This window comes from Streptomyces rubrogriseus (assembly GCF_027947575.1).
GTDB classification, from domain to species: Bacteria; Actinomycetota; Actinomycetes; order Streptomycetales; family Streptomycetaceae; genus Streptomyces; species Streptomyces rubrogriseus.
On the sequence record NZ_CP116256.1, the window covers coordinates 2,936,638 to 2,949,489 of the forward strand.

The 12,852-nt window shown below is 73.7% G+C and carries 14 protein-coding genes; 8 read left to right on the top strand and 6 right to left on the bottom strand.

Features of this window, described 5'->3' with window-relative positions; translation table 11 throughout:
• Positions 1-9 precede the first annotated feature (9 nt).
• The 3 genes from Sru02f_RS13440 to Sru02f_RS13450 all read left to right on the top strand — a co-directional run bounded on the left by Sru02f_RS13440 (position 10) and on the right by Sru02f_RS13450 (position 2,475).
• Positions 10-267, top strand: a complete 258-nt coding sequence (locus Sru02f_RS13440; protein WP_109030253.1) for an acyl carrier protein — start codon at positions 10-12, stop codon at positions 265-267.
• Positions 264-1,532: a beta-ketoacyl-[acyl-carrier-protein] synthase family protein gene (locus Sru02f_RS13445; RefSeq protein WP_109030254.1), complete on the top strand. Its 1,269-nt coding sequence runs from the start codon at positions 264-266 to the stop codon at positions 1,530-1,532. Before Sru02f_RS13440 ends, Sru02f_RS13445 begins: the two co-directional genes overlap by 4 nt.
• Positions 1,533-1,605: 73 nt before the next feature.
• On the top strand, positions 1,606-2,475 hold the full coding sequence (locus tag Sru02f_RS13450; protein WP_109030255.1) for an alpha/beta fold hydrolase: 870 nt from the start codon (positions 1,606-1,608) through the stop codon (positions 2,473-2,475).
• On the opposite strand, the gene Sru02f_RS13455 is transcribed toward Sru02f_RS13450, so the two are convergent.
• Complete coding sequence (locus Sru02f_RS13455) at positions 2,427-3,305, bottom strand: alpha/beta fold hydrolase (RefSeq protein WP_109030256.1); 879 nt, start codon at positions 3,303-3,305, stop codon at positions 2,427-2,429. The two genes, Sru02f_RS13450 and Sru02f_RS13455, sit on opposite strands and share 49 nt — an antisense overlap.
• A 192-nt stretch (positions 3,306-3,497) precedes the next feature.
• On the opposite strand from Sru02f_RS13455, the gene Sru02f_RS13460 reads away from it, so the two are divergent.
• Both Sru02f_RS13460 and Sru02f_RS13465 read left to right on the top strand, forming a co-directional pair.
• A complete protein-coding gene (locus Sru02f_RS13460) occupies positions 3,498-4,385 on the top strand; it encodes an RNA polymerase sigma-70 factor (RefSeq protein ID WP_109030257.1) in 888 nt (295 codons plus the stop codon).
• Positions 4,386-4,577: 192 nt separating this feature from the next.
• Positions 4,578-5,339: a GntR family transcriptional regulator gene (locus Sru02f_RS13465; RefSeq protein WP_109030258.1), complete on the top strand. Its 762-nt coding sequence runs from the start codon at positions 4,578-4,580 to the stop codon at positions 5,337-5,339.
• A gap of 28 nt (positions 5,340-5,367) precedes the next feature.
• On the opposite strand, the gene Sru02f_RS13470 is transcribed toward Sru02f_RS13465, so the two are convergent.
• The 3 genes from Sru02f_RS13470 to Sru02f_RS13480 all read right to left on the bottom strand — a co-directional run bounded on the left by Sru02f_RS13470 (position 5,368) and on the right by Sru02f_RS13480 (position 8,453).
• Positions 5,368-6,522, bottom strand: coding sequence for an ROK family transcriptional regulator (locus Sru02f_RS13470; RefSeq protein WP_109030259.1), 1,155 nt, complete (start codon positions 6,520-6,522; stop codon positions 5,368-5,370).
• Between the two features lie 99 nt (positions 6,523-6,621).
• Positions 6,622-7,284 carry a response regulator transcription factor gene (locus tag Sru02f_RS13475; RefSeq protein ID WP_003977570.1) on the bottom strand — a complete coding sequence of 221 codons (663 nt, stop codon included), beginning with the start codon at positions 7,282-7,284 and terminating at the stop codon, positions 6,622-6,624.
• Between the two features lie 14 nt (positions 7,285-7,298).
• The gene (locus Sru02f_RS13480; RefSeq protein WP_109030260.1) at positions 7,299-8,453 is read right to left on the bottom strand and encodes a sensor histidine kinase; all 1,155 of its coding nucleotides are present in this window, start codon (positions 8,451-8,453) and stop codon (positions 7,299-7,301) included.
• Between the two features lie 107 nt (positions 8,454-8,560).
• Here Sru02f_RS13480 and Sru02f_RS13485 point away from each other — a divergent pair, with 107 nt between their 5' ends.
• The 3 genes from Sru02f_RS13485 (at position 8,561) to Sru02f_RS13495 (ending at position 10,716) form a co-directional block, all read left to right on the top strand.
• Positions 8,561-9,487: an ABC transporter ATP-binding protein gene (locus tag Sru02f_RS13485; RefSeq protein WP_109030261.1), complete on the top strand. Its 927-nt coding sequence runs from the start codon at positions 8,561-8,563 to the stop codon at positions 9,485-9,487.
• The gene (locus Sru02f_RS13490; protein WP_109030262.1) at positions 9,484-10,209 is read left to right on the top strand and encodes an ABC transporter permease; all 726 of its coding nucleotides are present in this window, start codon (positions 9,484-9,486) and stop codon (positions 10,207-10,209) included. Before Sru02f_RS13485 ends, Sru02f_RS13490 begins: the two co-directional genes overlap by 4 nt.
• A 66-nt stretch (positions 10,210-10,275) precedes the next feature.
• Complete coding sequence (locus Sru02f_RS13495) at positions 10,276-10,716, top strand: hypothetical protein (RefSeq protein WP_109030263.1); 441 nt, start codon at positions 10,276-10,278, stop codon at positions 10,714-10,716.
• Between the two features lie 16 nt (positions 10,717-10,732).
• Here the strand turns inward: Sru02f_RS13495 and mug are convergent, their stop codons facing one another.
• Both mug and purB read right to left on the bottom strand, forming a co-directional pair.
• Entirely contained in the window at positions 10,733-11,299 is a 567-nt protein-coding gene (mug, locus tag Sru02f_RS13500; RefSeq protein WP_109031402.1) for a G/U mismatch-specific DNA glycosylase, read from the bottom strand.
• A gap of 20 nt (positions 11,300-11,319) precedes the next feature.
• Entirely contained in the window at positions 11,320-12,762 is a 1,443-nt protein-coding gene (gene purB, locus Sru02f_RS13505; protein WP_109030264.1) for an adenylosuccinate lyase, read from the bottom strand.
• Positions 12,763-12,852: the final 90 nt, after the last annotated feature.

The window sequence follows — 12,852 nt, forward strand, 5'->3', positions numbered from 1 at the left end:
ACCCCCGACATGACCACCGACACCACGCCGCACAGCCGCGCCTACGACCTGCTCGCCTCGGTTCTCAGCAACAAGTTCGAAGTGCCCACCGAGGCCATCGTCCCCACCGCGACCTTCGAGCAGCTGGACCTCGACTCGCTGGCCGTGGTGGAGCTCTTCGTCGTACTCACCGAGGAACTCGGCATCGAAGTACAGGACGGCGAGGCCGACCCGGACCTCACCCTGGCCGGCGTGGCCGACCTCATGGTCGAGGCCGTCAAGTCGTGACCGGCGCCCGTCCCGACGTCGCCGTCACCGGGATCGGCCTGGTCACTCCGGCCGGCACCGGTCGCGAGGCCACCTGGGACGGCGTGTGCGCGGGCCGCCCCACCGCCCGGCACGTCCCCGAACTCAAGGGCCTCCCGGTCGACTTCGCCTGCCTCGTACCGGACTTCTCCCCCCGCGCTCACATCCCAGGCTCACGCCCCTGGCAGTACGACCGCTTCACCCAGTTCGCCCTCTGCGCCGCCCTGGAGGCGGTCTCCGACGCCGGTCTGGACCCGGCCGACTGGGACGCGGACCGCGTCGCGGTGGTCTTCGGCAGCTCGGCCGGCGGCACCGGCACCATGCTGGACCAGCACCGCAAACTGCTCGAGGTGGGCACGGCACGCGTGTCACCGCTGCTGCTGCCGATGTTCCTGCCCAACATGGCCACCGGACAGCTCACCATTCACCTGCGGGCCCGGGGCCCGGCGCTGTGCACGGTCACCGCCTGCGCCTCGGGCGCCACCGCCATCGGCACCGCCCTGCAACTGCTGCGCTCCGGGGCCTGCGACATCGCCGTCGCGGGCGCCTCCGACGCGGTCGTACAGCCCCTCTGGGTCACCGGCTTCGACCGGATGGGCGCGCTGTCCCGGCGCGGCGACGACCCGCCGGCCGCCTCCCGGCCCTTCGACACCGCCCGGGACGGCTTCGTCATGGCGGAGGGCGGTGCGGCCCTGGTCCTGGAGCCGGCGAGTGCGGCCAGGGCCCGCGGACGCCCCGGCTACGCCCTGCTGGCGGGCTACGGGGCATCGTCCGACGCCCACCACCCGGTGGCACCCGACCCCGAGGGCAAGGGCGCCGCCCTCGCCGTGCGGCGGGCCCTCGACGACGCCGGCGCCCGCCCCGCGGACGTGCAGCACATCAACGCGCACGGCACCAGCACGCCGCTCAACGACGCCGCCGAGGCCCGTCTGATCCGCCGCCTCTTCCCTCACCGGCCCTCCGTGACCTCGGTCAAGGGCACCCTCGGCCACCTGCTCGGCGCGGCCGGAGCGGTCGAAGCGGCGATCACCGCCCTGTCCGTGGCGCACGGCCGGGTGCCTCCCGTGGCCAACCTGGAGAAACAGGAAGGAGACGCCGAGATCAACGCCGTCACCGGCACCAGCCGGGACCAGCCCGTCGACCTGGCCCTGAGCCATTCCTTCGGCTTCGGCGGCCACAACGCCGTACTCGCCTTCAGAAGCTGCCCCACCGAACCGGTCCGGGAGCCCGCCGCTCCCGCACCGTGAGCATCTGCGATGGACACGAGGCTGAGGAGGCGGTTCAAACTCCGCGCCATTGCTCAAAGAAAGGGAGAAGACCGTGAGTTTTCTCGATCCCCGTAGCCCCGGTGCCAACTCGGACGACATCGGCACGGACATCACCGAGGCCCCGCACCGCCTGCGCGCGGTCGCCCAGGCCTGCGGAGCGCAGGTCGTCGCGACCGTCGACGTACCGGCGGGAGAGGACGACTGGAACACCCCGTCCACCGAGGAGCATCCGCGTCCGGTGGTGCTCGTGCACGGCACCTTCGGCAACCGGGGCTACACCTGGAACACGGCGACACCGCTGTTGCGACAGCACGGTCACCGGGTCTTCCGGCTCGACTACGGCCAGCACGGCCACCCCGTGATCTTCGGCCTGGGCGACATCAAGCACTCCGCCCGGCAGCTCGCGGACTTCGTCGACGAGGTACTGCGGCGGACCGGAGCCCAGGAGGTCGACGTGGTCGGCTTCTCGCAGGGCGGCATGGTGCCGCGCTACTACCTGAACGCCCTGGGCGGAGGACCCAAGGTGCGCAACTTCGTCGGCATCGCGCCCAGCAACCACGGAGTCACGGCACAGGGGCTGATGAACCTCGCCCGCCAGATTCCCGGCGCGGTGGAACTCCTCGAACAGGGTGCCGTCGGGGAGGTCGTGCCGGCCTGGCCGCAGCTCCAGCACGACCACCCCTTCCAGCGTGAGCTGGCCGATCTCGGCGAGACCACGGAGGGGGTCCGCCACACCGTCATCGCCACCCGGTACGACGACGTGGTCACTCCGTACACGTCGTGCGCCCTTGCGGAGACCGAGGGCCGCTACGTCAACAACATCGTCCTTCAGGACATCGACCCGGACGACCACACCCCGCACGTGAGCATGCCCTACAACGCGACCGTGCTGAACGAAGTCCTCAAGGCGCTGGCCGACTGAGCCCTGCTGCCGTCCAGGAGAACGCGGGCGACCAGCGCCGGGTCGTCGTTCATCGGGACGTGGCCGCAGCCGGGCAGCCGCACCAGGCGGGCCCGCGGAATGGCGCGCTTGGCGCGTATGCCCTGCCGGGGCAGGAGCAGCCGGTCCCGGTCGCCCCACGCCACGGTGACGGGGACGCCGGGCACGTCGTCGGTGAACAGCACGCTCCGTCCGGCCCGGAGCGTCTCGGAGAACCCCTGCGCGTGTGCGAGCGCCAGCGTCTCGGCGACGACCGCCTCGGGGGAGCGGCGGCCGGGACGGGCGTAGATCGTGCTCGTCAGCGCGGTGCGGCCGACCGCGGTGCGGGACAGCCGCTCGACCAGCGGGAGGGGCAGGCTCCGGGCGGTCCGGCGCATCCCCATCAGGACGCCGAAGGCGTAGCGCCGCTCGGCCTGCGTCCAGAAGCCGGCCGGGGACAGGGCCGTCACCGACCGCGCCAGGTTCTCCCGGCCGAGCCCCAGGGCCAGCAGACCGCCCAGCGAGTTGCCGGCCACGTGCGGCCGGTCGAGCCCCAGCGCCGCGCAGAAGGCGCCGAGTACCGCGACCGTCGTCGGCAGATCGTGCGGCAGGCCGTGCGGCAGTGCGGACGACTGCCCGAACCCCGGCAGGTCCACGGCTACCACCTCGCGCTCGGTCGCGAGGATGTCGACCACCGGGTCCCAGGCCTGCCGGTGGTGACCTATGCCGTGCAGCAGTAGCAGCGGCTCGCCCTCACCCACGCGCGCGTAGGCGAGGGTGATGTCCTGCGGACCGTGCTCGGTGGGGGCCGTGAAGGAGAGCGTTGCGGACACGGGGGCTCCTTGTTGCTCCTTGCCGCGAACACATGTTGTGGGAACACGTGTCTGCGGGAACGGATGAACGACGACGTTGCGTAGACACCTTGTCAGTAAGAGCTACCGACGGGTAGCCCCCGGTCGTCGGCCGGCCTCGGGCGGGGGCGATTCCGCCTGGACACGGCGGGACGCGTCCGCTGGGATGGAGCGGTGACCACCGACACCGCGACCGACGTCTTCGAAGAACACCGGCCCGTCCTCCTGGGCGTCGCCTACCGCATGCTCGGCCGCCTGGCCGACGCGGAGGACGTGGTCCAGGAGGCGTGGCTGCGCTGGTCCGGCGCCGACCGCGCCGCCGTCCGCGAACCCCGCGGCTACCTGGTGCGCGTCACCACCCGGCTCGCCATCGACCGGCTGCGCCAGGTCAAGTCGCGCGGCGAGACCTACGTGGGCCCGTGGCTGCCCGAGCCCTACGTCACCGACTTCGGGGACGCGGTGCCGGACACCGCCGAGCGGGCCGTCCTCGCCGACTCCGTCTCCCTCGCCGTCCTCGTCGTCCTGGAGTCGCTGTCGCCGCTGGAACGGGCGGTGTTCGTCCTCAGGGAGGCCTTCGGCTACCCGTACGCGGAGATCGCCGCCATGCTGGAGCGCGGCGAGGCCGCGGTGCGCCAGCTCGCCGGACGCGCCCGCAAGCACGTCGACGAGCGGCGCCCCCGCTACGACGTCGACCCGGCGCAGCGCCGCGACCTCACCGAGCGCTTCCTCGCCGCCGCGGCCGAGGGCGATCTGGCCGGCCTGCTGGCCACGCTCGCGCCGGACGTCCGGCTGGTGGGCGACAGCGGTGGCCGGTCCAAGGCACCGCTGCGCGTGCTGGAGAGCTCCGAAAAGGTGGGCCGCTTCCTGCTCGGTGTCGCGCGGCAGGGCATTCCGGACGCCACCTTCCACTTCCTGGAGCTCAACGGCGGCCCGGCCCTGCTGGTCCGCTCCGGCGGCAAGCCGGACTCCGTCATCCAGGTGGACGTCGTCGACGGCCGCATCCAGTCGATGTACATCATCCGCAACCCGGACAAACTGGTGTCGCTGGCCGGCGTTCCCTGATCCCGCCCCGGCTTCCCTCCGGCAGCTCACGGCCCCGGCCCCCGTCCCGCGACGGGGGCCGGGGCCGGTTCCGTCGCGGGATTGGTCTTGACCAAGGGGGTGGGGCGTTTTATGGTCGCAGAGAACTGCAACAACCTTTAATAAACAAGGGCGTCAAAACGCCGCCGGACCACGGCGATTGCGGAGGACAGGGTGGGGACCACGCAGCTGGAATCGGTGCCGGAGCCCAAGTACTGGCACCTCAGGACCGTGCTCAGCGAGGCGCTGGACTCGGAGTTCGAGGTGGGCGAGATCCTGCCCAACGAACGCGATCTCGCCGCCCGCTTCGGCGTCGCGCGCGCGACCCTGCGCCAGGCCCTGGAACAGCTCGAGCTGGAGGGCAGGCTCCAGCGTCGCCGGGGCGTCGGTACGACCGTGGCGCCGCCGCGCGTCGGCGTGGCCGTCGGTACCCGGGAGCACGCCTGGCCCGGGACGGCCGACGACGCCTGGCAGCCGGCCGACTGCGTCCTCGCGGCACCTCCCGCGGCCGTGGCCGACGCCCTGGGGACCGACCGCGACGAGCCGGTGCACACCGTCCGCCGCTCCCGCGTGAGCCACGGCCAGCCCGTCGCCGCGGAACTGCTCTACGTCCCGGCGTCCTCGGTGCCCGACCTCACCGCCATCGACGCGCCCTCCGGCCCCGCACGCGCGCGTGCCGTCCTGCGTGAACTGCAGCGCGGGGACCTGGAGCGGCAGGAGAGCGCCGTCGAGCTGGGCTCGGCCGGCGCGGACGACGCGAAGGAGCTGGACCGCCTCCCGGGCGCGCCCGTCCTCGTCGTCACCACCCGCTACCTCGCCGAGGGCCGCACCGCCGCCCTCTCCGTCGCCACCTACCGCGCGGACACCTGCCGGCTGACGTTCGGCGACTTCGGCGACGTGCAGATCCACCACGGCCCCGAGACCCAGGCATCCTGACCGGCGCAGCCCCACCGCCGCCCGTGGATCAGCGGCGGGCCGTCGCGCCCTCGACCGCGAACAGCTGCTCCTCCACATGGTCGAGGGCCAGCCGCAGCGCACCCGTCGCCACCGCGGCCTCGCCGAGCAGCGACAGGGCCACCCGCGGCGGACGCAGGCAGTAGCGGGCCAGCTCCCGGCGCAACGGCTCCAGCACGCCGTCGAGGCCGGCCGCCCAGCCGCCGATGACGACCATCTCCGGATCGAGCGCCAGCGCCAGCGCCGCCACGTCGTGCACCAGCCGCTGTATGAAGCGTTCGACGGCCGCACGGGCCCGTTCGTCGCCCTCGCGGGCCTCGGCGAAGACCTTGGCGACCGCCTGCTCGTCCAGCGGGTGCAGCGGCTGGTCCGTGGTGGACAGCAGCGTCTCCGGCGTCACGTCCCGGCCCAGCAGGTGCAGCGCGCCGATCTCCCCGGCCGCCCCGCCGTACCCCCGGTGCAGCCGTCCGCCGATCAGCGCCCCCGCCCCGGGGCTGAGCCCGGCCAGCACGAACACGATGTCGTCGCACTCGGTGGCGGTCCCCTTCCAGTGCTCGGCCACCGCCGCCGCGTTCGCGTCGTTCTCCACCAGCACCGGGCACTTGAAGGACCGGCTCAGCCGCTCACCCAGGCCAAGACCCGTCCACCCGGGCAGCGCGGTGCCCAGGCGGACCGTGCCGTCCGCCTCGACGATGCCGGGCGTGGCCGCGCCGACCGCCCGCAGCGAGCCGCGCGCCACACCGGCCCGGCGCAGCAGCTCGGCCACGGCCGTACGCAGCCGCTCCAGCCGCTCGTCGGCCGGCGCGTTCTCGTCCACGTCCTTGGCCTGGGCGCCGATCACCCGGCCGTCCAGGCCGGACAGGAGCGCGGCCACGCGGTGCGGGCCGATCTCCAGGCCCAGCAGGTGTCCCGCCTCCGCCCGGAACCGGAACCGCCGCGCGGGCCGCCCCTGCCGCCGGGCCGTCCCCTCGTCGGCGGCCGCCTCGACGACCAGACCGGCCTCTATCAGCCCCTCGACGACGCCCTCGACGGTCGGCCTGGACAGCCCCGTCACCCGGGTGATCTCGGTCAGCGTCGCGGCGTCCGTCGCACGCAACGCGTGCAGCACCACAGCGGAATTGATCCTCCGCAACAGCGAAGGATCCCCGCCGGTCAGGCCTGCCAAGGTCCGTCCTCCCAGCTCGTGCGCGTGTGGGCCGGATGGTACTCGGCCCGCCGGACCCCGGCGAGTTCCGGCCCGCCGTTCCCGCTCCCCGCGGCGCCCTCAGCCGGGCGCCACGAACCCCGACTCGTACGCCGTGATCACCGCCTGGGTGCGGTCGCGCGCCCCCAGCTTCGCCAGTACGGCGCTCACGTGCGACTTCACCGTCTCCGTGCCGACCACCAGCCGTGCGGCGATCTCCGCGTTCGACAGCCCCCGCGCCATCAGCCGCAGCACCTCGCCCTCCCGCTCGGTCAGCCGGGCGCGCGCCAACTCGGCGCGGGCCGCGCGGTTTCCGCCGCCGTCGCCGTACTCGGCGGCCAGCTGCCGCACCGAGGCGGGGAACAGCAGGGACTCGCCCTCGGCGATCAACCGCACGGCGTGCACGATCTCGGCCGGCCGGGCCCGCTTGAGCAGGAAGCCGTCGGCGCCCGCGCGCAGCGCCTCGTACACGTACTCGTCGTTCTCGAAGGTCGTCACCACGAGGATCTTCGGCGGGTCCGCCACCGTCCGCAGCAACGCGCGCGTGGCCTCGATCCCGTCCAGCAGCGGCATCCGGACGTCCATGGCGACCACGTCCGGCCGCACCTGCCGCACCAGCGGGACGACCGCCGCCCCGTCGGCCGCCTCACCGACCACCTCGATGTCCGGCTGCGCCTCCAGCACGGCCCGCAGACCCGCGCGCACCAGGGGTTCGTCGTCGACGAGGAGCACTCTGACCGGCATCCGCCCAGCGTAGATCAGCCGAGCGGCAGCTCGACGCGCACCTGCCAGTCACCGGCGCCGTCCGGCCCCGTGCGGGCCCGCCCGCCCAGCAGCGCGGCCCGCTCCCGTATGCCGCGCAGACCGCTCCCGCGGCCCGGGGCGGCCCTGTCGTCCGGCAGCGGATTGCGCACCTCCAGGGTGAGCGCCCCGTCCACGACCCCGATACGGACCAGGGCCGGCACCGGACCCGCGTGCCGCAGCACGTTGGTCAGCGCCTCCTGGAGGATGCGGTAACCCTCCCGGGAGACCGGGCCCGGCAGGCCCTCCAGCGGGCCGGTGACCTCGGCGTCCACCGTGGCCCCGGACGCGCGCGCGGACTCCAGGAGCCGGTCGGCGTCCCTGAGCGTCGGCCGGGCGCTCACCGGCCGCTCCGCCTCCCGCAGCACCCCGAGCACCCGCTCCAGGTCCTCCAGGGCCGCCCGGCCCGTCTCCTCGATCGCCGTCAGGGCCCGGTCGGTGAACTCCGGGCTGTTCGCGGTGCGAGCGGCCCCCGCCTGGACGACGGCCACGGTCAGCGCGTGACCGATGGAGTCGTGCAGCTCACGGGCGATCCGGGTGCGTTCCAACAGCTGCTCGGTGCGCACCTCGAGGGCCGTGAGGCGTTCGGCGGCCGACGGGCCGAGCAGTCGCCGGGCGGCGGCGGTGAGCACCTCGCCGAGGCCGACCACGGCCGCGTACAGCACGAGGAGCGGGAGCGGCGCCAGCAGGCCGTACAACCAGTGCGGTCGGCCCGACAGGGCGGGCAGGTCCTCGGTCACGTGCCCGGCCGTGCGCGCGGCCAGGGTGTACGCCACGATCGGCAGCCAGACCGTGAGGTAGGCGGCCACCCCGCCGAGCAGCGTCCGCACCTCCAGCCAGAGCACGGTCCGCCAGCGGTCCCGCCAGGCGGTGGCCGGCAGCGTGGCGAAGTCCGGGTCCGCCTCGTCCGGTGTCAGCAGCAGCCGGGCCTGCATCACCTCGCCCACCCGCACCGCCGGGATCAGACCCACCGGCACCAGCACGAGCAGCGGCACCCAGGGCAGCTCCGGTTCGACCCACCACCACACGCTGACCGCGGCCACCGGCACCCACAGGTGCAGCAGCCGGGTGTACGTCCTCCCGCGTACCAGCGGGCGCAGCAGGCGAACCATCCCGTCATCGTGTCATCCGGCACCGGCGGGGCGGCTCCCCCGCACGGGGGAGGCACGGTCCACCGGCGGGGGAGGCCCCCGCGCGGCGCGTCCGCCACGCTGTTGCCATGACCAGCATCGACGTCCGCGACCTCACCAAGGAGTACGGCACCCGACGAGCCGTCGACGGCCTCTCCTTCACCGTGCGCCCCGGCCGGGTCACCGGCTTCCTCGGCCCCAACGGCGCCGGGAAGTCCACCACCATGCGGCTCGTCCTCGGCCTCGACCGGCCGACCGCCGGGACCGCGACCGTGGGCGGCCGCCCCTACGCCGCCCTGGAGGAACCCCTGCGGCTCGTCGGGGCCCTGCTCGACGCGGACTGCGCCCACGGTTCGCGCACCGCACGGGACCACCTGCGCGTCCTGGCGGCGAGCAACCGCCTTCCGGCCCGCCGGGTCGACGAGGTGATGGAGCAGACGGGCATCGCCGCGGTGGCCCGCCGCCGGGTGAAGACGTACTCCCTGGGCATGCGTCAGCGCCTGGGCATCGCCGCCGCGCTGCTGGGCGATCCCGAGGTGGTGATGCTGGACGAGCCCTCCAACGGACTGGATCCCGAGGGCATCATCTGGATCCGCGGACTGCTGCGCGGGCTCGCCGCCGAGGGGCGCACGGTGCTGGTCTCCAGCCACCTGATGAACGAGACCGCGTCCTTCGTCGACCACCTCGTCGTCCTCGGCCGCGGCCGGCTCCTCGCCGACACCCCGATGCGGGAGTTCATCGACGCGCGCGTGCAGCCGCGGGTGCGCATCCGGACGCCGGACGCGACCGCGCTCAAGGCCGCGCTCGCCCGGCACGGACACGACGCCGTGGAACACGACGACGGTTACTGGACCGTGCACCACGCGCGCGTGGACGACGTCGGCCGGATCGTGTCCGGCGCGGGCGTACCCGTCCTCGAACTGGCCTCGGCCGAGGGCACGCTGGAACAGGCCTACCTCGACCTGACCGCCGCCGAGACCGAGTTCGCCGCACAGCCCGAGGAGGCCCGACCATGAACCTCACGCCCGTCCTCCGCGCCGAGGCGCTCAAGGTGCTCACCCTGCGCTCGCTGTGCGGCACCCTGCTGGCCCTGGCCGTGGTCACCACGGCGTTCTCCGCTCTGGCCGGGTCGTCCGACGCCTCCGATCCGGACTTCGACCCGCTGTTCACGGCCCTGTCCGGTGTCATGCCCGGCCAGATCGCGGCCATCGCCTTCGGTGCCCTCGTCGTCTCCTCCGAGTACCAGGGCAACGGGATCCGGCTCTCCCTGGCCGCCGTGCCGCAGCGCGGCCGGTGGTTCGCGGCGAAGCTGGCGGTCATCGCCGTACCGGCCCTGTTGGTGGGGCTGGCCACCGCGCTCGCCGCCCTGCTCGCGGCTCGTGCGGGCCTGGGCACGGCGGCGGACGGGCTCACCGCGGGCGAGCAGGTCCGCGGCGTCGTGGGCTGCGGGATCTACCTCATGCTCATGGCCCTGTTCGCCGCCGGGCTCACCACCCTGTTCCGCAGCGGAGTGGCCACCCTGTCCACCCTGATCCCGTTCATCCTCGTCGTCTCCTTCGTGATCGGGGACGCGGCGGGCACAGCCGCCGACTTCCTGCCCGACAAGGCGGGTCAGATCGTCCTCTACCGGACGCACGACGGGACCCTGGGGCCCTGGACGGGGCTCGCGGTGACCGCGCTGTGGGCGGCGGCCGCGCTGCTGGCCGGATTCTGGCGGCTGCGCCGCCGGGACGCCTGACCACGGACGACCGGCGGGGCGGCTGACGCCCCGCCAATTGTCAGTGGCGGCGGGTTTACTGGAGGCATGAACATCGCGCGGCACCTCGCCCTCGTCGACGAGCTGTGCTTCCGGCCCTTCCCGGCGGAGCACGGCCCGTCGGACGGGGGCACCGCGGCTCCCGGGTACTTCACGGCGGTGCTGGAGAGCAGCCGCGGCCTGCGCGGACGAGCCCCGGGCGAGCGGGCGGCGACGGTCGAGCAGTACGAGAAGGACCGGGACGCCCTCTACGAACGGCTCGCCACGCGCTGGGGGCCGACGGACCCCTACAACCTGCAGACGGTCCTGCTGCGGACCGAGCGCGAGGAGATACCCGAGCCGTGGGCCGGGCTGAGCGCCGCCGCGCGGGTGGCGTGCCTCTGGGAGGCCGAGGGCACCGGCCGCTGGGTCGCGGTGGCCGTCGCCGACCGCGACGAGGCGGACGAGGTGCTGCTGCTGGCGGTGGTCACGCAGGAAGCACCACCGTGACCGCGGCTGCCCACGCCTAGGCCTGCGCCCCCGCCCCGTGCGCCCCCGCCCCGTGCGCCTCCGTCCCGTGCGCCGCCTCCCGCAGCCGGGCGTACTCCTGCGCCATCGTCTGCGCCGTCCAGTGCGCGTTGAGCCCGCTGGGATTGGGCAGCACCCACACACGCGTGCTCCCGAACGTCCGCTCCTGCGGCCCCACCCGGGCCTTCGGCTCGTCGAAGGCGGCCCGGTACGCGGTGACACCCACCACCGCCAGCCAACCGGGCCGCAGCCGCGCCACCTTCCGCGCCAGCAGCCGGCCGCCCTCCCGGTACTCCTCGGCGGTCAGCTCGTCCGCCCGCGCGCTGGCCCGCGCCACGACGTTCGTGATGCCGAGCCCGTACGAGGGCAACAGCCCCTGCTCCGACGGCCGCAGCAGCCGCGGAGTGAACCCGGACAGATGCAGCACCGGCCAGAAGCGGTTGCCCGGGCGGGCGAAGTGGTGGCCCGTCGCCGCCGTCATCAGGCCGGGGTTGATGCCGCAGAACAGCACGCGGAGGCCGTCCGCGACGACGTCCGGTACGAGACGGTCGCGGGCGGCCTCCAGCTCGGCCCGGGTGAAGCGGGTCAGAGGATCGCTCCGGGGGTGTAACCGGCGGCCTCCGGGTGCCGCTTGACGATGTCCTCGATCCGGCCGACGACCACGCCGACCTGGTCGGCCGCGGCGCCGGTGAAGGAGAGCTTGTCGGCCATCAGCGCGTCCAGGGCGGCACGGTCCAGCGGGATGCGGTCGTCGGCGGCCAGCTTGTCGAGGAGTTCGTTGCGCTCGGCGCCCTGCTCGCGCATGGCCAGCGCGGAGGCGACCGCGTTCTCCTTGATCGCCTCGTGCGCGACCTCGCGGCCCACCCCGCCCCGCACCGCGCCCATCAGCACCTTCGTGGTGGCCAGGAACGGCAGGTAGCGGTCCAGCTCCCGGGCCACGACGGCCGGGAAGGCGCCGAACTCGTCGAGCACGGTCAGGAACGTCTCCAGCAGCCCGTCCAGCGCGAAGAAGGCGTCGGGGAGCGCCACCCGGCGCACCACCGAGCAGGACACGTCGCCCTCGTTCCACTGGTCGCCCGCCAGCTCGCCGGTCATCGAGGCGTAGCCGCGCAGGATCACCGTCAGGCCGTTGACGCGCTCGCAGGAACGGGTGTTCATCTTGTGCGGCATCGCGGACGAGCCGACCTGGCCCGGCTTGAAGCCCTCGGTGACCAGCTCGTGCCCGGCCATCAGGCGGATCGTCTTGGCCAGCGAGGACGGCGCGGCGGCGAGCTGCACCAGCGCGGTGACGACCTCGTAGTCCAGGGAGCGCGGGTACACCTGGCCGACCGAGGTGAACGCCTGCGAGAAGCCGAGATGCCCGGCGATCCGCTGCTCCAGGTCCGCCAGCTTGCCCGCGTCACCGCCGAGCAGGTCCAGCATGTCCTGGGCGGTGCCGACCGGGCCCTTGATACCGCGCAGCGGGTAGCGGCCGAGCAGCTCCTCCACCCGGCCGTACGCCACGAGCAGCTCGTCGGCGGCGGTGGCGAACCGCTTGCCCAGCGTCGTCGCCTGCGCCGCCACGTTGTGCGAGCGCCCGGCCATGACCAGCTCGCCGTACTCGCCGGCCAGCTTGCCGAGGCGGGCCAGGACGGCCACGGAACGGTCCCGGACCAGCTCCAGCGAGAGCCGGATCTGGAGCTGCTCGACGTTCTCCGTCAGGTCGCGGGAGGTCATGCCCTTGTGGACGTGCTCGTGCCCGGCGAGGTCGTTGAACTCCTCGATCCGCGCCTTCACGTCGTGCCGCGTGACCTTCTCGCGCTCGGCGATCGAGGCCAGGTCGACCTGGTCGAGGACGCGCTCGTAGTCGGCGATCGCGGCGTCGGGCACCTCGATGCCCAGGTCCTTCTGGGCCCGCAGCACGGCGAGCCAGAGCTGCCGCTCGAGCTTCACCTTGTGCTCGGGCGACCAGAGGGTGGCGAGCTCGGCGGAGGCGTAGCGTCCGGCGAGGACGTTCGGGATGCGGGGCTTGGCGGGAGCGGAAGTCACGTGGACGGATTCTACTGGCGATTCGTGCAGGTCGGCGCCGCGGGGCGGTTCGTCGGAACCTACGAAGGGCCGTCGGAAGCTACGAACGGC